Source organism: Sphingomonas sp. S-NIH.Pt3_0716 (genome assembly GCF_003950715.1).
Classification (GTDB): domain Bacteria; phylum Pseudomonadota; class Alphaproteobacteria; order Sphingomonadales; family Sphingomonadaceae; genus Sphingobium; species Sphingobium yanoikuyae_A.
The window spans coordinates 70,522-92,592 of sequence record NZ_QLJK01000021.1; the positions used below are offsets into that span (position 1 = coordinate 70,522).

At 63.9% G+C, this 22,071-nt stretch carries 19 protein-coding genes; 5 read left to right on the forward strand and 14 right to left on the reverse strand.

All coding sequences use genetic code 11. The features are described from left to right. Window positions 1–6: 6 nt before the first annotated feature. The 4 genes from BRX37_RS17230 to BRX37_RS17245 form a co-directional block, all read right to left on the reverse strand. Complete coding sequence (locus BRX37_RS17230) at window positions 7–1,341, reverse strand: TolC family outer membrane protein (RefSeq protein ID WP_048938954.1); 1,335 nt, start codon at window positions 1,339–1,341, stop codon at window positions 7–9. Next, the gene (locus BRX37_RS17235) at window positions 1,338–4,433 is read right to left on the reverse strand and encodes an efflux RND transporter permease subunit (RefSeq protein ID WP_199909693.1); all 3,096 of its coding nucleotides are present in this window, start codon (window positions 4,431–4,433) and stop codon (window positions 1,338–1,340) included. The genes BRX37_RS17230 and BRX37_RS17235 overlap by 4 nt, the downstream gene beginning before the upstream one ends. Continuing rightward, window positions 4,430–5,503 (reverse strand): efflux RND transporter periplasmic adaptor subunit, encoded by a 1,074-nt coding sequence (locus BRX37_RS17240; RefSeq protein ID WP_063976908.1) that lies wholly within the window; start codon window positions 5,501–5,503, stop codon window positions 4,430–4,432. The genes BRX37_RS17235 and BRX37_RS17240 overlap by 4 nt, the downstream gene beginning before the upstream one ends. Before the next feature lie 139 nt (window positions 5,504–5,642). Beyond that, window positions 5,643–6,053 carry a hypothetical protein gene (locus BRX37_RS17245; protein ID WP_048938952.1) on the reverse strand — a complete coding sequence of 137 codons (411 nt, stop codon included), beginning with the start codon at window positions 6,051–6,053 and terminating at the stop codon, window positions 5,643–5,645. 224 nt (window positions 6,054–6,277) lie between these two features. On the opposite strand from BRX37_RS17245, the gene BRX37_RS17250 reads away from it, so the two are divergent. The 4 genes from BRX37_RS17250 to BRX37_RS17265 all read left to right on the forward strand — a co-directional run bounded on the left by BRX37_RS17250 (window position 6,278) and on the right by BRX37_RS17265 (window position 9,273). Next, complete coding sequence (locus tag BRX37_RS17250) at window positions 6,278–6,535, forward strand: EF-hand domain-containing protein (RefSeq protein ID WP_125988450.1); 258 nt, start codon at window positions 6,278–6,280, stop codon at window positions 6,533–6,535. An 81-nt stretch (window positions 6,536–6,616) separates the two neighbouring features. Further along, entirely contained in the window at window positions 6,617–7,354 is a 738-nt protein-coding gene (locus BRX37_RS17255) for a response regulator (RefSeq protein WP_037522488.1), read from the forward strand. Between the two features lie 62 nt (window positions 7,355–7,416). After that, complete coding sequence (locus BRX37_RS17260) at window positions 7,417–8,694, forward strand: ATP-binding protein (protein ID WP_206434177.1); 1,278 nt, start codon at window positions 7,417–7,419, stop codon at window positions 8,692–8,694. 81 nt (window positions 8,695–8,775) lie between these two features. Then, complete coding sequence (locus tag BRX37_RS17265; RefSeq protein WP_051887035.1) at window positions 8,776–9,273, forward strand: RcnB family protein; 498 nt, start codon at window positions 8,776–8,778, stop codon at window positions 9,271–9,273. Between the two features lie 254 nt (window positions 9,274–9,527). Here BRX37_RS17265 and BRX37_RS17270 read toward each other — a convergent pair whose 3' ends face one another. The 10 genes from BRX37_RS17270 to BRX37_RS17320 all read right to left on the reverse strand — a co-directional run bounded on the left by BRX37_RS17270 (window position 9,528) and on the right by BRX37_RS17320 (window position 21,429). Further along, entirely contained in the window at window positions 9,528–11,984 is a 2,457-nt protein-coding gene (locus tag BRX37_RS17270) for a S8 family peptidase (RefSeq protein WP_080727355.1), read from the reverse strand. Next, a complete protein-coding gene (locus BRX37_RS17275) occupies window positions 11,890–12,981 on the reverse strand; it encodes an AAA family ATPase (RefSeq protein WP_202902493.1) in 1,092 nt (363 codons plus the stop codon). The genes BRX37_RS17270 and BRX37_RS17275 overlap by 95 nt, the downstream gene beginning before the upstream one ends. 534 nt (window positions 12,982–13,515) lie before the next feature. Continuing rightward, entirely contained in the window at window positions 13,516–14,178 is a 663-nt protein-coding gene (locus tag BRX37_RS17280; RefSeq protein ID WP_234792325.1) for an adenine nucleotide alpha hydrolase family protein, read from the reverse strand. Then, a complete protein-coding gene (locus tag BRX37_RS17285; RefSeq protein ID WP_063976906.1) occupies window positions 14,175–14,369 on the reverse strand; it encodes a hypothetical protein in 195 nt (64 codons plus the stop codon). The genes BRX37_RS17280 and BRX37_RS17285 overlap by 4 nt, the downstream gene beginning before the upstream one ends. Before the next feature lies 1 nt (window position 14,370). Further along, window positions 14,371–16,008: an ATP-binding protein gene (locus BRX37_RS17290; RefSeq protein ID WP_234792334.1), complete on the reverse strand. Its 1,638-nt coding sequence runs from the start codon at window positions 16,006–16,008 to the stop codon at window positions 14,371–14,373. Between the two features lie 326 nt (window positions 16,009–16,334). Beyond that, on the reverse strand, window positions 16,335–17,567 hold the full coding sequence (locus BRX37_RS17300) for a hypothetical protein (RefSeq protein WP_063976904.1): 1,233 nt from the start codon (window positions 17,565–17,567) through the stop codon (window positions 16,335–16,337). Next, a complete protein-coding gene (locus BRX37_RS17305; protein WP_063976903.1) occupies window positions 17,564–18,769 on the reverse strand; it encodes a helicase HerA domain-containing protein in 1,206 nt (401 codons plus the stop codon). The genes BRX37_RS17300 and BRX37_RS17305 overlap by 4 nt, the downstream gene beginning before the upstream one ends. Beyond that, window positions 18,766–19,335, reverse strand: coding sequence for a hypothetical protein (locus tag BRX37_RS17310; RefSeq protein ID WP_063976902.1), 570 nt, complete (start codon window positions 19,333–19,335; stop codon window positions 18,766–18,768). The genes BRX37_RS17305 and BRX37_RS17310 overlap by 4 nt, the downstream gene beginning before the upstream one ends. A 10-nt stretch (window positions 19,336–19,345) precedes the next feature. Next, window positions 19,346–20,017 (reverse strand): DUF7007 domain-containing protein, encoded by a 672-nt coding sequence (locus BRX37_RS17315; RefSeq protein ID WP_063976901.1) that lies wholly within the window; start codon window positions 20,015–20,017, stop codon window positions 19,346–19,348. A 104-nt stretch (window positions 20,018–20,121) separates the two neighbouring features. Continuing rightward, window positions 20,122–21,429 (reverse strand): hypothetical protein, encoded by a 1,308-nt coding sequence (locus BRX37_RS17320; RefSeq protein ID WP_063976900.1) that lies wholly within the window; start codon window positions 21,427–21,429, stop codon window positions 20,122–20,124. A 75-nt stretch (window positions 21,430–21,504) separates the two neighbouring features. On the opposite strand from BRX37_RS17320, the gene BRX37_RS17325 reads away from it, so the two are divergent. Continuing rightward, entirely contained in the window at window positions 21,505–22,029 is a 525-nt protein-coding gene (locus BRX37_RS17325) for a hypothetical protein (RefSeq protein WP_063976899.1), read from the forward strand. Window positions 22,030–22,071 lie beyond the last annotated feature (42 nt).

The window sequence follows — 22,071 nt, forward strand, 5'->3', positions numbered from 1 at the left end:
ACACGATCATTTCATCAGCGCATTCACTCCGGTCAGCGTCTCATCGCCCAGATCGCCGGTCGCGGCGGCGAGCTGGAGCCGGGCCGTCATATAATCATATATGGCCTGACGCCGGTCGCGGTCGGTCGAAAAGCTCTGGCTCTGCGCATTCAGGACATCATCCTGCGTGCGGATGCCTACCTCCCGCCCGGTATTGGCGGCATCCTGCTGCAAGCCGGCCGATCGGTTCGCGGTGTTCAGGGCCGCTATGCGGCGCGCGCCGGTCGATACGGCATGCCAGGCCTGCTGCGCCTGAAGACGAGCATCCCGCCGCGCGGCATCCAGGGCGCGCTCGGCCTTGACGGCGTTGGCGCGGGCTTCCCGTTCCTTCGACTGAATCGCCCCACCGGCATAGAGCGGAATGGTGATACGCAGCCCGGCCGACGCCGACTGGATGCGGTCGGGAATGATGCCATTGCCCCCTTCCCCGCCCAGCCGATACTGGCCCTGATAACCGGCGACGCCTTCGACGACGGGGCGTCCCGCAAGGCCGTAGCGGTCGATATCGGCTCCTGCGGCCTTTGCCTGATGCTCGGCCGCCTTCACCAGCGGCGACTGACGCTCCGCCTGCTCGATGGATGCTTCCAGCGTCACGAGCGGCAACGGCGCGGCGAAATTCCCGGCGGGTCGGTCCAACCCTTCCGCCGGCAAGCCCGTCAGTTCGGAAAAATCGGCACGGGCATAGGCCAACTCGGCCTCGGCGCCGATGCGCTGTGCTTCACTCGCGTCGCGGCGGGCCTCCGCCTCGCGCACGTCGGTGATGCGCGCGCGCCCGGCATCGAAACGCGCCTGCGCAGCGCGCCGTTGCTGTTCTGCCGCATCGACCTGTGCCTGATAGGAGCTTAGCCTGTCCTCGGCCGCCAGCACCTTGAAATAGGCCTGCGATACACGAAGGATGAGTTGTTGCTGCTCGCCGGCAAACTGCACATCGGCGCCGGCCGCCTTTTCGCGCAGCTGGATCGACTGTGCATGTTTAGATGCATCATACAAAGGCTGAACCGCCTGCACGCCAACGGTCGCCCGGCCGCTCGATCGGCTTCCGGTAAAGACCGGGTCCAGTTCTTCCGGGAAACGGGCGTTGGTTTCTGTGACATTATATTGGTATCCGCCCTGAAGCTGTACGCTGGGCCGCTTGAGCGCCCGCGCCTGAACGGCGGCCTCCTGCCCCGCGTCGCGCTCAGCCTGCGCGCCCAGATGATCGGGATCATGCGCCGCCGCTGCTTGCCATGCCTCCATGAGGTCGGTCGCATGGGCGGGCGGCGCGAGCATGGCCGCTGCGGTACAGAGGAAAAGGCGCTTCATGCGGAAATCTCCTGGCTGTCGGCGCGATGCTGCGGGCGGTCGAAGACCAGCTCGTAGAGCGCGGGCAGGACGATGAGGGTAAGGATGGTGGCGACCATCAGGCCGCCCATGATCGCCCAGGCCATCGGCCCCCAGAAGGTCGACCGGGTGAGCGGGATCATGGCGAGGATGGCGGCGAGCGCGGTCAGCAGGATCGGGCGCAGACGATGGACGGCGGCTTCGCGCACGGCCTCCCGCATCGCCAGGCCATGGCCCGACAAGGTGTCGATCTGCGCGATCAGGATGACCGAATTGCGCAGCACCATGCCGAACAGCGCCAGCGATCCCAGCATGGCGACGAAGCCGAAGGGGATGCGGAACAGGGCCATGATGAGCGCCACGCCGATCAGCGCCAGCGGCCCGGTCGCCAGCACCACCAGCATCCGCTTCACATTCTGGAGCTGGAGCATCAGCAGGATGACGATCACGAAGATGGCGAAGGGCACGGCGGCCATGGTCGCCTTCTGGTTGATGCTGCTCTGTTCTTCCGACCCGCCCTTGACGATGGAGGCGCCGGACGGAAGATCGCGGCGCAGCGCCTCGATCTGCGGTTCGATCCGCTTCGTCAGGTCGCTTGCCTGCTCGCCTTCGACATCGGCGGAGATGGTGATGGTCGGCTGACGGTTGCGCTGGTAGATGACGGCCGGTTCGCTGCCCGCCGATACATGGCCAAGCTGGGCCAGCGGCACTGCGCCATTGGGGGTGGAGATCGGCAGGTTGGCGATGCGACCAAGGTCGGTCCGCTCCGCCGCACTCAGGCGAAGCACCACGTCGAGGGCCAGATCGCGATCCCGAAAGCTGGTGGTACCCGCCCCGCCAATCGCCGCCTGCAACGATTGCTGCACCGCCTGCGTCGACAGGCCGATCGCGCGAACCTTATCCTGATCCAGGTCGATCCGAATGGCCTTGAGCGGTTCGCCCAGATCGCTGTTCACGTCGCGCGCGTGACTGTCCGCACGGATCAGTTCCTCCAGCTTCTTCGCGACCGGCACGATCTGCGCAAGGTCCGGTCCCGCCACACGATACTGCACGGGCTGGCCGACCGACGGGCCATTTTCCAGACGGCTGACACGGCCGCGCGCTTCGGGGAAATGCATGGCGAACAGGCTCTGGATGCTGGCGATCACGCCTTCGCGCGCTTCCTCATCCCTGGTCTGGAGCACGAGTTCGGCCAGCGTGATATCGGGCGTCTGGACATTGAGCGGCAGGTAGAAGCGCGGCGATCCACCCCCGACATAGGCAGTGGTGGACACCACCCGGTCATCGCGCGCCAGCAGCTTTTCCATGCGGGCGGCGACGGCCTGCGTCTGGGCGAAGCTTGCATTTTGCGACAGCTGAAGGTCGACCACCAGTTCGGGTCGGTCGGACGCGGGAAAGAATTGACGGGGCACGCCGATCTGGAACAGCAGCATCGACCCCAGAAACATGGCGAGCGCGACCGCCACCACCGTCTTGCGCCGGTCGAGGCAGCGGTCGAGCACGCGCCGGAACCAGCCGTAGAAGCGGCCTTCATATTGTTCTTCGGGCTCTCCCGCGTCGTCACGCGCATCCGCGCGCTGGGGCAGCAGATGATAGGCGATGAACGGCGTGAAAATGACCGCGACGATCCACGACAGGACCAGCGAAATGGCGATTACCTGAAACAGCGAGATCACATATTCGCTGGCTGTCGCCTTCGACATGGCGATCGGCAGGAAACCGGCGACGGTGATGAGCGTGCCGACCAGCATCGGCACCGCCGTCACGCTATAGGCGCTGACGGCCGCCCGCGTCCGGGTCCATCCCGCCTCCAGATGCGTCGCCACCGCCTCGACCACGATGATCGCGTCATCAACCAGCAGACCCAGCGCAATGATGAGTGCGCCCAGCGAAATGCGCTGAAGGTCGATGCCTATATACAACATGCACAGGAACGTCATCGCCAGCACCAGCGGGATGCACAGCGCCACCACGATGCCCGGCCGCCAGCCCAGCGACAGGAAATTCACCGCCAGCACGATGACGATCGCCTCGATCAGCGATGTCGTGAATTCGCCGACGGATTCGTCGACCACATGGGTCTGGTCGGACACGGTATGAATGCCCACGCCGACCGGCATTTCGGACTGGAGGGCAGCGATCGTGCGCTTCAGATCCTCGCCGAGGCGCGCGACGTCACCGTCCGACCGCAGGCTGATGCCCACACCGACCGCGTCCTTCGCTCCGAAACGCATCCTGAACGTCGCAGGATCGACCGGCTTGCGTTCGACCCTGGCTATGGCGTCGAGCCGAACGCTTTTGCCGTTTGCGACGATCGGCGTTGCGGCAATGGCCTCCACCGATGCGAAATCGCCCGTCACCTGCATCCGCACCCGTTCCGCGCCGGCCTCTACGATCCCTGATGCAGCGACCGCGTTGGTGGTGTCGAGCGCGTCGGCTATCGCCTGCGCAGAGATGCCCGACATGGCGAGACGCGCACTGTCATAGGTGACATAGATGGCTTCATCCTGCGCGCCGATGATCTGCGTCTTGGCGACATCGGGCAGCGCCTGGATACGGTCGCGCAGCGTCTCGGCATAGCGTTTGAGCACCGGATAGGAAAAGCCGTCGCCCGTGACGGCATAGATATTGCCGTAGGTCGTGCCGAATTCGTCATTGAAGGCCGGTCCGACGACCCCGTCGGGCAGGTCCGCGCGATTGTCGGTCACGGTCTTGCGGATGCGATACCAGATATCGGGGACGGCGCTGCTCTTGACCGTCGATATGAGCGTGACGTTGAGCGTCGCCTGACCCGGTCGGGCCTTGCTCTTCACATAATCGATCTCGGCGATATTCTCGGTCAACACCGTCTCGATCGGCTTGATCACCTGTTGCGACATCTGCTGCGCCGTCGCGCCGGGCCAGCCGACGGTAATCATCATCGTCTTGACGGTGAATTCGGGGTCTTCCTTGCGCCCCAGCGCCATGTAGGAAAACAGGCCCGCAACGGCCGCCAGCACCAGCAGGAAGCCGACCATCTGCTGATGGGTGAGCGCCCAGCGGGACAGGTTCATGCCCTTCATGTCGATGCTCATGACTGCGGCACCTGCACGATACGAACCTTCTCGCCCGCACGCAGCAGATGCACCCCGGCCGTGACGATGGTCTCGCCCGGTTTCAGGCCGGACCGGATGGTCAGCATGTCGCCCTGCGCCGCGCCGATCTGCACGGCGCGCGGCTGCACCACCATCGTTCGCTGGTCGAGCACCCATGCCTGTGCGCGCCCGTTGGATTGCAGCACGGCGGTCAGCGGCACCCGGACGGCGGCATCGCCGGCATCGCCTTCGACCCGCAATTCGGCGGTTTCGCCCATCAGCAGCGCCTGTGCCGGCGCATCGACGGACAGGCGTGCCGCAAAGGTCCGCGTCGCGGGATCGGCAGCGCCCGATATGCTGCGCAGTCTGGCGGCATAATGCCGGCCCGGGCTGCTCCACACGCTCACGCTCAATCGTGAGGCGGACCGGACCCGGTCCAGACTGCCTTCCGGGAGCGCCACCGCGATTTCCGGCCGGGACGGGTCGGCCAGCGTCACGATCGCCTGTCCCGCGCCCACGACCTGACCAACCTCACCCTGAATCTGCGTGACGACGCCGGCGCGCGGCGCCGTGAGGACGGTGCGGCCCAGCTGCGCCGATGCCGTTCCGCTCTGGGCGCCGGCGGCACGCAACTGCGCCTGCGCCTGAACGGCCGCCGCCTTCTGCTGATCGAACTCTGCGGGGGAAATGAAGCCCTGCTTCAGCAATTCGCGCGACCGCGCCAGATCAGCCTGCTGCACGGCGGCGGCGGTCCGGGCCGAACCGCTCTGCGCCGCCGCGCTGTCCAGCGCCCGCGCATAATCGCTGTTGTCGAGACGCAGCAACGTCTGGCCCGCATGGACGCTGCTGCCAAGGTCGATCCTGCGCTCGACGATCCGGCCCGCCACTTCGAAACCGATCTGGCTTTCGAAGGCGGACCGGATTTCGCCGGCATAGGTTGTGCCGATGCCGGCATCGGCGCCGATGCGCTGGACGGCCACGGCACGCCGTTCATCCCTGACCTGCGGCTCATCCCGACAGGCCGGAAGCAGCAGCAACGCGATCGGTACGATATGGGCAAAACGTGCCATTCCATCCCCATGGAAAAAGGCCGCCGAGGCAGGCCGGTTCATGCAAGGCCAAGGGAATGGAGCAGGTCTGCAACCATCTGATACGCACTTTGTAACGCTATGTAACAGGCTGGCGGCGCTAGGCGCGCGTTCAGCCTGGTCAGTCGCCGATAGTGCCGGACCATGAGGCCGACCCGCCATTGGGACCGGTCATGTTGCGATGATAGGTTGCGGTCCCGTCGCCATTGGCTGTCGCGCTGGTCGATCGCCCCCAGCTTTTTCCGCTGTTGGTCACATGACTGGTGGAGCCGTGGAACTGCCCGTCCTGCGCCTGATACCCGCGCTGGCTGCTGAAGCCACGTCCGTCATTGGTCTGGACATTGCGACTCATGGCTGCCTGCCCGCCGCCGCGCGAGGCGTTGTAGCTGCTGTGCAGCCCTCGCCCATTCGGCCCCTGCACGTTGCGGCTGTGGCTATATTGAAAGGAACGGTTGCGGGCTTCGGCCGTCGATATGCTGGCTGCGATGGCCAGGGTCGAAACGATGATCGTGGTGAATTGGCGCAATGTCATGATGCATACTCCTTCTCCGCGTCAGCAAAAGGCGCGGGACGGGACATGTCGCACCGCGCCGTGAACGGCCTTGCCGCATAATGTGTCGGATATTTGCAGCGGGATCGGGCGCCGGATCGCGCTGTTACAAACCGTAATCTGTCTTCACCCGGGGGTCGAACATGCTGCGGTGGCGCGCGCTATATCGGCCACGCTCATTTTGGGCCTGATACAAGGAGAATGACATGAAATATCTGACGAGCGCCCTGTCGCTGGCCGCCGCGGTCATCGCCCAGAGCCCGACCGCCATGGCGCAGGATGCGTCGGCAAAGGCCAGGGAAATGTTCATCAAGGCCGACACCAATCAGGATGGCGCGCTGTCGCTGGAAGAATGGAAGGCGGCCGGTCGCCGCGATCGTGGTTTCGCGATGATCGACGCCGACAAGGACGGCAAGATCACACCGGACGAACTGCGCGCCGCCGCCGCAAAACGTGGCAAATGATCAATTGCCCCTGGAACCATGCTAGATGGTTCCGGGGGCGCTGCACCATCGGCACAGGCGCTGACGACAAAGAGGTATGGCATGGTGGCCGAAACGCAGGCATCAAATGGCAAGGTCGCGATTGTCGAGGATGATCCCGGCATTCGAGATCTGGTGCGCATGTTGCTGACCCGTGAGGGGTTTGAAGTCCTGGCCATGGAAAATTCGGCCGGCCTCGACGTCGATGGCGTGCTGGAACGGCTCGATTGCCTGATCCTCGACCTGATGTTGCCCGGCGAGGATGGGCTGGAAATATGCCAGCGCCTGCGCGCCCGCTGGCCGCGCCTGCCGATCCTGATCGTCACGGCGAAGGACGATCCGATCGACCGGATCATCGGGTTGGAAATCGGCGCCGACGATTATCTCGCCAAGCCGTTCAACAAGCGGGAATTGCTGGCGCGGCTGCGCTCCATCATTCGCCGGACCCGTGACATAGACACGGCCGTCAGCGAGGAGAATGGCGACAGTTTCCGGTTTGACGGCTGGCTGCTGCGCCTGGGAGCCCGCGATCTGACCAACCCGGCGGGCGAGCCGGTGGGCCTGACCACCAGCGAATTCGACCTGCTCCATGCGCTGGTGCTACACCCACGCCGCATCCTGTCGCGCGAACTGCTGATCGACTGGACACGAGGCGGTCATGCCAGTCCGGTCGATCGCGTCATCGACGTGCAGATGAGCCGGCTTCGGCGCAAGCTGGGCGACGATCCGCGCGAACCCGTGATGATCCGGACCGTGCGGGGCGACGGCTATCTGTTCGCACCGGCCGTCACCCGATGCTGAAGCTGCGCCCGCCCCGGTTGCGAGAGCGGATAGGCCTCATCGTCCTGCTCCATCTGCTGGCCATGATTGCCGTCATTCTGCTGTTCCTGGAACAGACGGACATGCGCAAGATGGCCCCGCTATATCGGGTGCCCGTTCCCGAAAAGGTCGCTTTGGTCGTCACCGCATTCGAACGCACGCCGCCCAGATCGCATCCCGATCTTGTCCGCGCCTTTTCCGATGCGACCATGCGCGTCACCATGCTGGCGGCACTGCCTGCGGGCCAGGCATCCTCTGCCACGCCCGCGACCCTGTCCCGCTATCAGGAGGCTTTGGGCGGCAGGCCATTTCGCATCGAAACATCAGGCGATATCGGCCCCGCAGACCTCGACATGCGCCCCGCCGTCACGATGAACCCCGTGCGGATATCGGTCGCCCTGTCCGGCGGCGATGCCATCATGATCGAACAGATGGTCGCAGCGCCGCTGACCAAGATCGTCAACAATCTGATGCTCTTCCTGGCGGCGGTTGCGATTGTCGATATCGCTGTCATCCTGTGGCTGGCCGCGCAGACGACGCGGCCTGTCGAACGGCTGGCCCGCGCTGTCCGCGAGGACAGGCTGGATGCGCTGAAGCCCGACGGCCCGCGCGAGATCGTGGAACTGGGCGAAGCGTTCCGGCAATTGCGCCAGCATCTGCGGACGCTGCTTGATGAACGAACGCGCATGCTCGCGGCCATCGCACATGATTATCGCACCTATCTGGCCCGCATGGACCTGCGCAGCGAATTTATCGAGGATGAGGAGCAGCGCGCGCTGGCGGCCAAGGATATCGAGGAAATGCGCGACCTGCTGAGCGACACGCTTACCTTCGCACGGGAATCGGCCGCGACCGACCTGGACATGGCGACATGCGACATTCGCGCCGAACTGGCGCTGGTCGCCGAAGAGCGCCTACAGCGCAACCAGCATGTGGACGTCGCGCCCCTGCCCCATGCCGTCCATGCGCATGTCTCCCATATTTCCTTCCAGCGCATGATGGCCAACCTGCTGGACAATGCGGTTCGCTACGGCGGCGGACAGGCGCGTATCCTTGTCGAACCCGACGGCCCGTTCATCCGCATCATGGTGGAGGATGACGGCCCCGGCGTACCCGAACCCAGCCTGCCGCGCCTGACCGAACCGTTCGAGCGGCTCGAGCCGTCGCGCGCGCGCAGGACGGGGGGCGTGGGCCTTGGCCTGTCGATCGTCCAGGCACTGACCCAGCGCTACCGGGGCGACCTGGTGCTGGAAAATCGCGCGGAAGGCGGGTTTCGCGCCATCCTGTTGCTCCGCAGTGCAGGAGGAACCGGACCGGCATGACCGACACGGACTGATACATGGCACCCGACCGGATGATGCAAAGGCCATCCATATCAGGCTTCCCACCCAAGGAGTCCGATCATGCCCCGGTTTTTCAATCCCCAATCCCTCACGAAGCACGGTGTCAGCGTCAGCGCCGCTTTTGCAGGCAGCGCGACCCTGTTCCTGTCCGTCATGGCCATCATGGCCAGTCCCGCCGCAGAGGCGCAGGTCGTCCGGCATACGACCGTCGCGCCCCGCGCCGGGGTCGTGCACAGCCGCACCGTCATCGTCGATCGCGGCCGTCCTGGCTGGTGGCGCGGCCACCCCGGATTTGTCCATTATCACGGGCCGCGCCATGGCCATTATTTCGCGCCCGGCTACGGCTATTACCCCATCCCGCCCAGACATGCGCATAGCGTTTGGATCGTCGGTGGCACCCTCCCCCTGTCGATGCGCCATTATGTCGTCGTCAATCCGGTCGGCTATGGACTGTCCCCAGCACCGACCGGCCATATCTGGTGCTATGCGGGAACGAATTTCGTGCTGATCTCCCGAAACACCGGCGTCATCATTCAGTCCGTTGCCGGTGGTTGGTGAAAAAGCGACACTCGCTGGCAGTGCTTCTGACTGCCAGCGGCCCATACCGGTCTTTCCGCCGACGATTCCCAATGCTCAGGTGCAGACGGCCCAGGACTGGCAACTCGCGACCAGAGCCGGACGTTCGGCGCGGAAATGCATATGTCCGGCTACTCCGTAAGCTGCCGCGGCCGAAATTATCTCTCGCCCATCAGCACGCCTTTCGCCGCTACGGACAATCCCATCACGCCTGCCAACGTGTCAGCACCGGGTTGCTAGATAATGATCGGCTGGGTCGCACTGAGGACCGCGACTGCCGCCTGGACCTCCGTGTAAAGGTCTGCTTCGATCCCCTGCGTATCGATCTCCACAACGAGAGCAAAGCGAGCCTCTTTCTCTCCCTCCTCCAGGATCTTCTTGGATTTCCACCATCCTGCGACGGGATGAACGGCCAGAAGATTGCGTCTCGCCAAGTCTGAAGCTCTGCAGGTCAACTGGTCGATATGCAGGGAGCCGACATCGCGCCGGATGCTCCCAAAGTCCCACAGGTCATCTTCTTCGACCTGAGGGCCGACGGGTTCGACCGCCTTGCTGATGCGCGCCATGAACTGCTGCGCATTTTCTGCGGCCCGGTTCAGCTTGAACCGAAGATTATGAGAGGCATAGCGATATCGCGAGCCGCGCGATGCCTCGGCCGGGTTGGGCGCTACGAAGGAACTGAGCGCGACCCGAAGGTTCACATTGGCGTTGCCGAGCTTGCGCAGTTCCTCGACGGGCCATGGCAGCGTGAAGAGTCGCATCTCCCTGTGAACATCGCCGCCAGTCTGTTCAGAGAGGCCGTACGGAATGATGACGTCCTGCACGATCAGGGTAAGGGCATTAGACGCGCTACGATGCGCCCTCTCGAGATCAGGAACACCGTAGCCGTAACGCTGAAAGAGCCGGGCGTAGCTGCCCTTGTTGGCATTGGCGGGAAGATGCGACTGCATTTGCGGCGTCCATCGAGCGGACGCCACATAGAGGGCGCGAACGGTTTCGGGCCATAGCAGCGGATAGTCCGACCAGAGTTCGGTAATCTGCTTCGCCGCGATCGCCGTCGCAGCGCTTGTGTCATGCGTAAAACTGAACGAGCGCTGCGGATAGGCATGATGGGTCGTGAGAAGGGATAGCCAGCCGTGTCGCAGCGGTGGAGGCAAGTTGTCGGCAGCCCAGTTCCCGCCCTCGAGAACGATATCGGGCTTGAGCGGCCAGGTCGAAGTCCAGGATGCGGTACGGGAGCTGGGGGAAAGGTCGCCAAAAGGCGCGACGCTGATGAGGCCCTCGTTGGGTGGTAGCATAGTCTTTTCGGTATAGGCGCCCACGCTGATGGCATTCCAGGCCTGTGCGGGCGACTCCAGCTCATTTTCCGGCAGATCGCAGATGTCGAGATAGTGACCCGCTGTGAACATGGAATTGTTGGTATTACCCGCCGATATCATGATGAGGCGCGGCGCCGCCCGATCGCCTGAGACGCCAGCGGCGAGTTGGTCGATTTCGGTCGACCATGATGTGGGCGCGCCGTCATGGGGCGTGTCCTCGTCGGTCGTGACCGCCATGGTGAAGGTCCGCCGACGCACAGTCTGTTCTACTGTGTTGATCGCACGGCGCGTCACCACCCCCAGCAGGTGATGCGGGTTGGGGCCTCCGTCCGGCATCAGCTTCACCGATTCCAGACGATGCGAAACAGTGACTGGCATCGTCGATTGCAGATCGGGCGTTAGGTCGCCAAACAGTGCTAGGCCGGCAAGCTGAGTGCCGTGCCCTTTCACGTCGTCTAGCCCCCAGGCCGGGTCGGCGGCGTGGCGGTCCTGTGACGGAAGGACGGGAGCGATCAACGGATGGGCGCGGCTAACGCCCGTATCCAACAAGGTGACATAACCTCCATTGAGGCCGCCGGCATAGGTGGTCCGCTGGGCGAGATCCTGAACCCATGCAGCCTGCTCCTGGACCTCCAGAGCATCGAAAAAATCAGCGGTCACCGCTGGCGCCGCAAGGGCACGCACGGAGCCAAGTCGTCTCACGGCCAGCGCGATATGGTCCCGTGTCGCGAGGCCGATGACGACGACATCTTCAGGAAAGTGCAGGCGATCGGTCCCGATCTGAACCTGATAGGCAGCGGCCTGGGCGATAAAGGCTTCCGCTTCACTTGGCTCAAGCCAGATTTCCCAGTGCGTCGCGCCATTGCCAGCGGGAAATTTCTCCTGCGGGCCGCGCCATAACGCGCGCAGGCCCGCCTCGGTAATGGCCGCCATGCTCTGAACAAGAGTGGCGTTCTTGGGGCGACCGGGGATGATCTCGCCGTCCTTCTCCCTGTCCGGCGTATCTTCTGTCTCGAATTTTTCGATCTTCTTTCGAAGATTCTCCACGCCCTGGGCCGTGGCGAAGACGGTGGCGGTTTCGGTGGTGCTTCCGCTGACGACTTCGGCGGCGCTGCGCAGCAGCTCAATGCCGCTTGATCCCAGGCTATCCTTGGCGAGCGGCTCGCCCGGTCGGCCTTTGACTTCGAGATAGACCCCTGGGAGGCCGTCCGCTGTTATCGCTGGGAGTTGGTCGATTGCTTGCAGAAGAGCCTGCGCATGGCCACTGCGATTGAGGACGTCACTTGGCGTCTTGCCGCCGCCCCCGCCCTTGGCCTGAAACGGATGCGGCTTTCCGAGGTCTTTTAGGAGAAAGTGAGGTAAATTCCGTGGCATTCGCGCTTCTTCCCAGCCCCTGCAGCGAGCGACGACGCTCTAGCGAATTCACTAGATCGACGGTCGTTATGCTATTGCGATCGCCAAGAACCGCGCGCCGCGCCGCGTCTTCGGCGGCGGCTACGACATCGGCCGTCGACAGCCCGATCGCGCAATCGGTGACCTTTTTCCAAGACAGGCGTGCGTGGGAGAAGCCGATGAGGCGTCGTTCAAGAGCCTGGCGGATCGATGCCGCATCGGGCAACTCATAGGAAAGGACGAGATCGAAACGGCGCAGGACTGCCCGATCCAAGATTTCGGCCAGATTAGTCGTAGCGATGACGATCGAAGGCCCGGTGTCCTCGTCGAGGAACTGGAGAAACGAGTTCAGCACCCGGCGCGCTTCACCCACGTCATTGCCATCGCCCCTCGCTGCGGCGAGAGCATCGATCTCGTCGAAGAGATAGACGCCACGCGTCGATTTGATGGCGTCGAACACGAGTTTCAGTTTCTGGGCGGTCTCGCCCATGAACTTTGTTATGAGGCCGTGCAGCATCACGGAAAAGAGCGGAAACTGGAGCTCGCCGGCAAGGCTGTGGGCGCTCATCGTCTTTCCAGTGCCCGGAGGTCCGGAAAGCAGAATGCGCCGCCGCGGCTTTAGGCCCTTCTCTTCAAGCTTCTCACGCATGCGGGTCTCGAAAACGATATGCGCCAGCTCTTCTCCGATAAGCGGTGGCAGAATAACGCTGTTCAACCGCTCGCTGGGATAGGAGGCGAACAGGAATTCGGCGAGATCACCACGCGGAGCGGCGATTGGCGTGAGATTCGGCTTTCGCGAGGCAGGAGGCGTCTGGCCAGCATTGGCCCACTGCCGCAGCGTTTCGGCCAAGCGCTTGTGACCCTTTTGCTCCTCTGCAGCCGACAGCTGCATAGCAAGATCGAAGAAGCGATCGGAATCCCCCTCCGCGTGGCTCTTTACGAGACCTATGAGCTGCTGTGCCGATGCCATTTCCATCATGTATCGCGGAATGGCTCGCGATACACCCCCTGTTGCGTATTTAGATACGCCATGAAAGTTGCCGGACGTCAATGCGCACTCACGCGTTTCTGGCCGAATGGAGGTTACCACCTGTTGATCATCTAATAGCTGGCATGCCGCTATCTGGGCAGTTTTTTTTCATCCTACGGTGAGGTGCGTGGAATGCTGAATGTCCACTGATGGCTAAACCAGACGTTCGACATGAGACTCGGGAATGGCAGAAAAGTCCCAGACCACGTCATAGCTGTCGTTCGGCTCAACAGCGCAGGAAGACGCGAGCCGTACGACCAACTTGGGCGCGTAACAGACATTTCCCAATCTGTCGGCGCAACGATCAAGGCCGCATCAGCAAGTCCCGACGGGCAATGGCAAGTCAGTTTCTTCCGCTCAGCAAAGTCATTCCGGATGCCGCCGCGACGAGTCGCACCGCCTTCGGCGGTTGCGCTCGGGACAGTTGCAAAGTGCAGTAGCGCTTTGCAACTGTCCCGAGCGCTTCAATGGCCTCGGATCGTCTCAAACGGCGGATAATTTTGTAGCCCATAAATAAAGGGTTGCGGTGAGACGAGACACCATCTGCAAACATAACAGCCAGCAGGCCGACTTGGGGGGCACGGGCAGGCCTTCGGCGACGATGCGGGCGGTGCAGTCTGCCCGATCCCAGTTCCAGCGGCGCAGGGGGTAATCGCACCGATAGAGGGGATCGTCGATCGAGAGCGCATGATTGGCGCGCGCAGTGTCGCGGGGTCCGGCATCGTAGCCGATGAGGCGTATGACCCGCTGACCCCTGCTCCATGCCTCGATCGCCGGTTGCCAGGTCTTGAGGAACGCGTCCTGCGGCGCTTTCTTGTATTTGAGGCTGCAACTGGAGCCGCCGAGCGATTTGCTCGGCAGCGTCGCGTTGGTCAGGCACATTTCCAGGATGCCGTAATAGGGCGGCCAGTGCTTGAACCGTTTTGGCGTGTACGAGACGATCTCGTGCCGGATGCCCCGGTCGCGCATCCAGGGGCCGATGACGTCGAGATAGGCGTATGTTTCCGGTTTCTCGTTCCCGGTGTCGGCTGTCAGCACGAGGTCGGGAGTTGCCCCGCGGGCATGCAGCTCGAGAAGCAGCGCAGTGCTGTCCACGCCGATGCCGTAAGCGAGGACCACCGGAGGCCCCGGGATGGGCATTGTCATGACGATTCCTCCGGCTCGAGATAGCTGTCGAATGGGGGACCGACCGCCTCGATCCAGGTGCCTTCGCGATCGAGTTCGGCGATGCGCGCTTGCAGGGCCGCCTTGAGTGCGTCGGGGTCGAGATCCTCGCCCTTGGCGTCGCTCGACACAGTGCTGAACGCGATCGTGAACGCGTGATTGTAGCGCGCCATTTCAGGCGACCTCGGGATCAGACGTCCCGGATGCGCGGGGCGCGATGGCGATGTCGAGCCGGTTGCGGCTCATGACGATGGTGACGGTGCGGTCCTCGGGAAGAAGGTGACGATGGTTGAAAAGCCGCGCGCGGATACTGTTTTCGAGCGCCGCGTCGTCGCCTTCGAGCAGACCGATGATGCGTTCGGCCGCGTCGGCGCGAAATCGCTCCTGCTGGGTCTCGTAGCTGTCCGCGTCGCTGTCTTCGCTGGCGTAGAAAATGGCATTTTCAAACAGATCGGCAACGTCCTGCGCGGTCATGGCGGTGCCGCGGCGAACGAAGATGCGGGTTTCCTCGACAGAGTTGCAGGAGAACTGGTCTGGCGCGAACGCGACATCGGCTGCGCATTCCACGGTGGCGAGGACGCCGGCTTGACCGATCGTCGCTAAAAGCGTGATTGCCTCGACAAATCCGTCCTCGGCTTCGATCGGCGCTTCCTTGCTGTCGGAGATCGTGAAGGTGCGGTCGCCCTGCGTGACGCGGAAGACAACGTCCTCGACGCGCGAGAGACGGTCGTACCAGCCATAGCCGGTGAAGGCGTCCTGGGCTTCGACCAGCGGTCCGCCGAAGGGGTTTTGCGCCGCGACCGCAGATTGCACCGGTTGGGCGACCAGCGCGTCGAAGTCGGGCATCAGGACCATGGCGGGATCGGTTTCGCGCATGCCCGTTTCGTAATTGCGGCTGCTGTCGGCCGCGGGCGCGGACCAGGTAAAGAGATACGGTGCCGCTTCGGGGAGAGTAACACCCATGTCTCTTGCGGCGCGCCAGTCGTGAAACGAGAGCCGGTGCCTGTCCTGCGCGGCGATCGCCCGGAAGATGGCGACGTGGACGGCGTGCCGCAGGTCGGCGATGGCGGCGTTCTCGACCACTTCCTTGCGTGCGGGAAGCACGAGCTGGATCTGCGGCGCATCGAAAATGTCGACCTTGGCGATCCAGTGCCCGCCGCGATCGACCTCCTGGACGAAAGGCAGGGCGCAGGGAATGGTGACGCCGTGGAAGTTGAGGCGGTGATCGCGCGAGGAATAGTGGGAGGGATTTTTCCGGAAGACACCGATCCGGGTGCCGTTCCATTCCTCGACATGATCGGCGTCGGCGAGCCAGTCTTCGTAGGGAAGGGCCTCTCCATCGAGGAGCACGGCAACCGGATAATGTTTCGCGGCGCGCGTAATGTCGTCGCGCAGGGTGCGGACCCACTCGCCCGGCACGCAGACGGTGATGGCGGTCCCGCAGGCGATAGGATCGGACGTGATCGCGATCGGGCGGCTCGTTTCCCAGGCAGTGGCCGGGATGTGCGCCATCCAGCCCTGGCGATCGGGCCGCGAGTAGGAACGAATAATGACATTCCGCCCGGCGAGGCTGAAGACGCCCATCCCGGCGGGATCTTCGGCGCGGCGGGTCTCGTCGGACCATCCCGATCGACCCAGTGTCACGATCGAGGCGGGGTCGGCAATGCCGTGACCGTCGTCGACGACATGGAGGAAAGTGTCGGCGCCCGATGTCTGGATCGACACCGATACGCACTGCGCACCGGCACGGCGGGCATTCTGGAACAGTTCGTTGATGACGTCGAAGGCGGTGTTGTTGAACAGCCGCGTCACCTTGGAGATGGTCTCGGGTGCGACGGCGGTTGCGATGGTGGCTGGGATCATGGGGACGCTCCTCGTGGCTGGCGCGCTTCTTCACGCCTCCCCGCTCGTTCCCTCTCCCCTCTCCTGATCGCCGGGGAGCGTCTGCTCTTGCAGGAATGTCCCGCGCCCGCCTCGAAAAGCCCCGACCACGGTGCCGCCGTCCCAGTGACCCCCAAGAATGCCTTTGCGCACGATACCGCAGACAGGAGCCCTGCGCGCGGCGAGAAGCCGTGCGCGGCGGGTATCGCGGTCTATCGGTTCGCCTGTCGCGATGTCTGTCAGGGATCTGAGCGGCTTCATGGCTTGTCTCCGGCGATATCTTCCATGGCAAGGATCTGGTCGAGTGTCGGTGGGGGCGTGCAGCGCGGTCGACGGCCGAACAGCAGTCCCATCTTCTGAGCATATTTGTGGACGGCGGCATGGTTCCGGCCCAGTGCCGTGACGACATCGGCAAAGGCGACGCCATTGTTGTAGGCGCGCTTCAGCGCATGGCGTTCGTCGTCCGTCCAGGGCTTCTGATATCCATGAACCAGGCCGAGGTTATTGGCGCGCGTGAACAGCGACGCCTTGGTCCGCCCCATGCGCGTCGCCAGTTCGGTCATTGGAATCTTGCCATAGAGCGCGCGCAGGGTGGCGATATCGTCGTCGGACCAGACCGGACCGCCGCGAAAGCCGTCCCGCATTGCATGGGTGCCGCGAAGTCCAAGATATTCGCTGCGCCAGCGGATCGAGTAACGGGTCCGCCCGAGACGCGTCAGGAGGGGTGTGAGGCTTTTGCCCTCCCGATAGGCAAGCGTGAGGAGAGCGTCCTCTTCGGGTGTCCATGAACGTCCCCAGCCCCGCCCGTAGCCGAGGCGTTGCAGGATCGCCTTGATTGCGATCTTGCTGCGTTCGCAATAGCCTGCTTCGACCAGCAGGGATGCGATGTGGCCGTAGCGATGCCCCTCTTCTGCCAGCGACAGCGTGAGCATGGCCTCGGCCTCGGTCCAGTCGGGGGGCTTTGCCGGATGGCGAAGGCCAAGACTGTTGGCACGGCTCGCGGTCCCTGACAGCGGGCGGCCGATAAGGATCGCGATCTGGGCGATGGGGACGGCGGCGGCATATCCAGCGCGCAACTGGGCATCCTCCCACGATGTCCAGCGTGGGGGGTTGCCTTCGGTGAGCCCCAGGACCCCGGCCCGCGCATAGACGGCGCTGCATGCGCGACCGAGATCGGCGGCAACGTCCGCGGTCGCGCGTGAGCCATAGTGGCGCGAGAGCCAGTTATCCTCGTCGGGCGTCCAGGGACGCTGGGAATGGCGGCGAAGGCCAAGCGTTGCGACCTTGTCGCGAACGCCGGCAAGACCCCGCCCCAGGGCGGCGGCGATCTCGGCCAGCGGGATATCGGCGCGAAAGCCGGTCTCGAGCGTGGCGACTTCCTGCGGGGTCCAGGCATTTTGCCGGAAGGGCATTTCGGGCAGGCGGCCCTCGGGCTCGGGGCGCACCGGACAGGCGACCAGTTCGACGACGGTGGGGGCAAGATCGGTCATAGCGACACCACAGCGACATCGCTCAGCCGCGCGCGCAGCCTGGCATGGAGGCGGGCGATCCGGTCATCGCCCCTTGGCATGGTATCGATCGCCGCGATTGCCGAGAGGAGATTGAGTGCGCGATCCGTTCGATCGGCGTCGAGGGACAGGTGCCGCGCCAGATCGCATGCCGTGCTGGCGTTGGGCGAAATGCGCTTGAGCGCGTCCATTATGGCAGCGGCATCGGTCGCGGAGGGATCGAGGAGGAACGCGTCGAGCGCGCGCGTGCCCTTGAGTGTTATGCCAGGACCATGATCGGCGACCTCGGCAAGGCCGGCAAGATCCAGCAGCCGCGCTGCCTCATCGGCCTCGATCGCCGCTGCCGCGCGAAGTTCCGGTGTCCTGCCCACATGCTGGGTAATGGTCGGATCGATATGTGCCAGGACTGGCGTCGCCGACAGTGCAGGCCCGAGCGCGAAGAAGTCGCCGGGGGCAAGGTTACGCAACAGGTCTGCGTCGCGTGGCGCAAAGCCCAGGAGATCGGCCGCGCGCGCGATGTCGCGGTCGAACACATTCAGCCCGACAAGGAAGTTCTGAAGTTCCGACACGACCGATGTCGATAGCTTGGCGAGCCGCTGGGTGGCGATAACGGTTGCCAGACCGCGTTTGCGTCCTCTGGCTGCAAGGTCGGTGAGGGTCGCGACCCCGAGCCGCCGGGCTTCGGCATCGCGCGCCGATCCTGCGACATGGGGCGCGAGAAGATGCCCCTCGTCGATGCACACAAGAACAGTATGTGCCCAGTCCTCACGCGGCGCGCCGACAAGCCCCGCGAAGAAGGCGGCAGCCTTGATGATCCGCTGGTCGGGGTCGAGGTCGGTGAGATCGACATGAACGGAGAGACGGTGCCGGCGGCTTCGGGCGGCAGCGGCGGTCAGGCCATCGGCGGTCAATTCGACCGCGCGGATCGTGGTCGCGCCGATATGCCGTGCGAGATTTTCGAATTCCCCTTCGGGATCGACGATGGCGACGGTCGTGTAATCGAATGCTTCCTCGATGATACGACGCAGCGTCCGGCTCTTCCCGGCACCCGAGCTGCCCTGGATCAGCAGCCGTCCGGCAAGGAGGCGATCGAGATCGAGTTCGAGCGATCCGGTGGAGTGGCGGCCGAGCGGTACGCGATTGGCCGCGGCCTCGGCGACGGAAATGGAAGCGGGCGAGGTCATGTCCGGTCCTTTGGGGCGACATCGGCGTCAGGCAGTGCCGGATCGTTGGCGGGCGGGGCGGCAATGGCGTCGGGATCGGGCGCAGGCGCGCCGTCCATGCTCTTCCAGTCCAGCATGTCGTCGCTTTCCCGTTCGCATTGCTGGCAGGTCGTGGAATCGTAAGTGCTCAGCAGCACCCATGCCTGGGTCTCGACATCCCAGACGGCGACCGCGTCCTTCGTCACATTGTCGCTGCCGCAATGGTCGCAGACAGGCTTGACCGCCTTTGTCGGGGGACGGAGGCGATCCTGGGTGCAGACTGACCAGTCGCCGTAGAATTTGCCGCCATAGGGCAGGCAGTCGCCCTCGATCTGGATGGCATGTTGGCCAAATCCGTCATGGAAATGAATGTCCGTATCCGGGAAAAACTTTTCCAGGACGTCGCGGGGAGCGCAGATCTTTACGTCGCTCCCGTAGGTGGTGTGAACATAGCTGAGGGGGCCGATGGCCGGCCCTTCGCTGCCCCATGCCTGCATGTCCCGGTCGGCGTTGTCGCGACCGTGAAAGAGATAGAGATAGACGCTCATGGCTCGTGCCTCACGATGCGGTGGGAAGGAGGGAGGCAAGCGCGCTGGCCGGCACCTGCTTGCTGATCGGTGCCGTGCTTTCGACGCGGATCGCTTCGAGGCTGTCGAAGGTCTCCGGCATCTGCCGGCGCTCGTAGCGGTCCTTGTCGACAAGTCCGTAGATGGGCTCGCCTTCGTGGCGGGCAAAACCCAGGGCATCGACGCTCACGACGCGGCGGAAAACGCAACCGACCTTGCCGTCGGGCACCCAGTCGGCCCAGGAGCCCGAGGCCGAGACGCTCTCATATTGGCCGATGATCGCCTGATAGGCGGCGCGCCGTCGCACGACATGGCTGTCGTGGATCGAAACCTCCTCGCCGGTCAGGTCTTTCCAGCGATCGGGATGCCAGCATCGCACCGATCGGCGGGCATTCTCGACCTGAAGAGCGATGCCGGGGATCGGCAGGCGGCGGAATTCGTCGGCGAAGCCGTAGAGAACCAGCGCATAATCGACATCCTCCTCGTAGAAGGGATCGTCGCGTCGCAGGGCGTCGGGCATTGCGGCTTGACGCTCGTCGGAAAGGACGTAGCCGCCATAGCTCGGCGTCCAGACCCGCCAGATGCCGGGCAAGACCTGCTCTGCCCGGTCGGGGATATCCCATGGCGTGGTTGCGGGCCGCAGGCTCGGTTGAAATCGGGTCATCTGTCGTCTCCCTTTGTGGATCGGACAGTTTCTCCCTCTCTCCTTCGGCTTCGATCGTCCCGGGGCGCAGTTTTCGAATAACGGGTTAAGTCATGTAGTCAGTTTCATCCGATCCGTAGCTGATCGAGAATGGCCGCTTCCAGCGCATCGCCTTCGAGATCCTCAGCGTGGATGGTGACGACAGGCGCGATCTCGCGCAGCTTCTCGACCTGGCGCAGCTTCAGCCCGAGCGTGTCAGCATCCTCGCCGGTCACGATTTCGAGGGCGGATTCGATGACCTCGCCGGTGGTGAAGTCCCGCAGGTCGAGAAGCAGATCGGGACGCAGATCGCCCGCGCGTGTCGCGATATCGAACAGGAGGCGTTTGAACCCGACACCGATGCCGCGGCGGCGGAAGCGATATTGAAGGTCGAGCAGCCCGACGATCGTCTTGCGCTCTGCAAGATTATGCACCGCAATAAAGTTTGCGGGTCGGGCGATAGGCTGGGCGTAGGCGCGGAGCGCGGCATAGCCCTCGCGCGGATTATGTTCACCGACGACTGCCAGAACCAGATAGGGCGGTCCCATCCGGCGCTGATTGACGCCGATATGCCGGATGCGGTTCTTGACCGTGAGTTCCCGGCCCTCTGCAAGGGTGATGGTCGAGCCGGTGACGTCGGTCGCGTAGAGAAGCAGAAACGCCTGCGGCGCATGTTCGCTCGGCCATTTCCGAGCCGCCTCGCGAAGTTTGGCGAAGACGATGCCGCGCTCATAGGGATCGATGTGGGTGTAGAGATGGCGCGCGAGCGGGATGCCCGGTGCGATCTGAACGCGCTCGGCGGCGTGGCGCAACGCGGCAAATTCGCTCGCCATCGATGTCGTCCTGGGTTCCCCGACCTCGAGCGGATCGACGACGTTGACGTGCGCCATTTCCATGAGAAGCCACAGCAGCCGGGCAAGCCGTGGGATGGCGACGCCGCGGGTGCGATCGTCGGGCTCGGTATCGGCGGGGAGCTGTGCCAGCTTTTCGGGGGCGAGGCGGTGCGCGGAGAAGAGCCCGTCAGGCTCGTTGATCGATCGCGGCGTGGCAGTCGCCCGTTCGCGGATACGCGGCGGCGCCTGTTCGCGGAAGAAGGGGCAATCGACATGATGTTCGGGGCGTCGCTGGCGAATGCTGGTCAGGCGGCGCAGATAATAGGTTTCCGCTTCGGAGAGATAGGCCGGTGAAAGCAGCGGGGGATCGGCCCCCTCTCCCAGGCAGTCGCAGGCGATCCATTGGTGATGGTCGCGCGCCTTGACCACCATGATGACCGAAGCGCGGTGATCGGCGTCCTCGCCCTCGCCGGTGTACCAGCGCACCAGCGCCTCGCGGACCACGTCCGGGACGGGGGAACGGGAGGCAAGGCCCCTGGTATCGCGCGGAACAAGCCACATGGCGGTGAGGATACTCCATAAAGCTTGCAAGGTCACCTTTGTTCACGTTACGTTCAATGACGGAAGGAGTTCGCCATGCAGCAAGCGGATTTTATCGGTGCGTTCGATCTCGACACGGTGCTCATCGAATTGTCGGTGGATCTCGATATTCGCGTTACGCGCAGGATGCTGGCAGGAGCCTGCATCGGCAGCGATCCCGAAGATGCCTATCTGTCGGCGCGGGAACTGCGCGAATCGCTCGAATGGATTCATGAGGGCCAGGAGGCGGGCAAGGGAAAGCTGACCACGATCCTCGAAACCCCGTGTGACGATTTCCAGCGTTGCCTCTATTATTGCGTCGCCGGCAAAGGCGTCGTCACCATGCTGGATGACCTGGTGTGGCTGGAGAAGCTGCTCGAGGCGCGGGGGAGGCTCGCAGCGAGGCTTTATCGCGACAAGGCGGCCGTTAAGCCTCTGGTCAATCCGTATGTGGCGTCCGAACCCGACGGGCCGGTGGGGCGGTTCGATCCTGCCTTCAGGATCGGTGCATCATGGTCGCACGATCCGGGTCCCGACTATGTGGCGGACGACGATGGGCCGGGTCCCCGGCTCACCTACTGACGGCAAATAAAACAGCGGTCCGGCATGGGGGGATGCCGGACC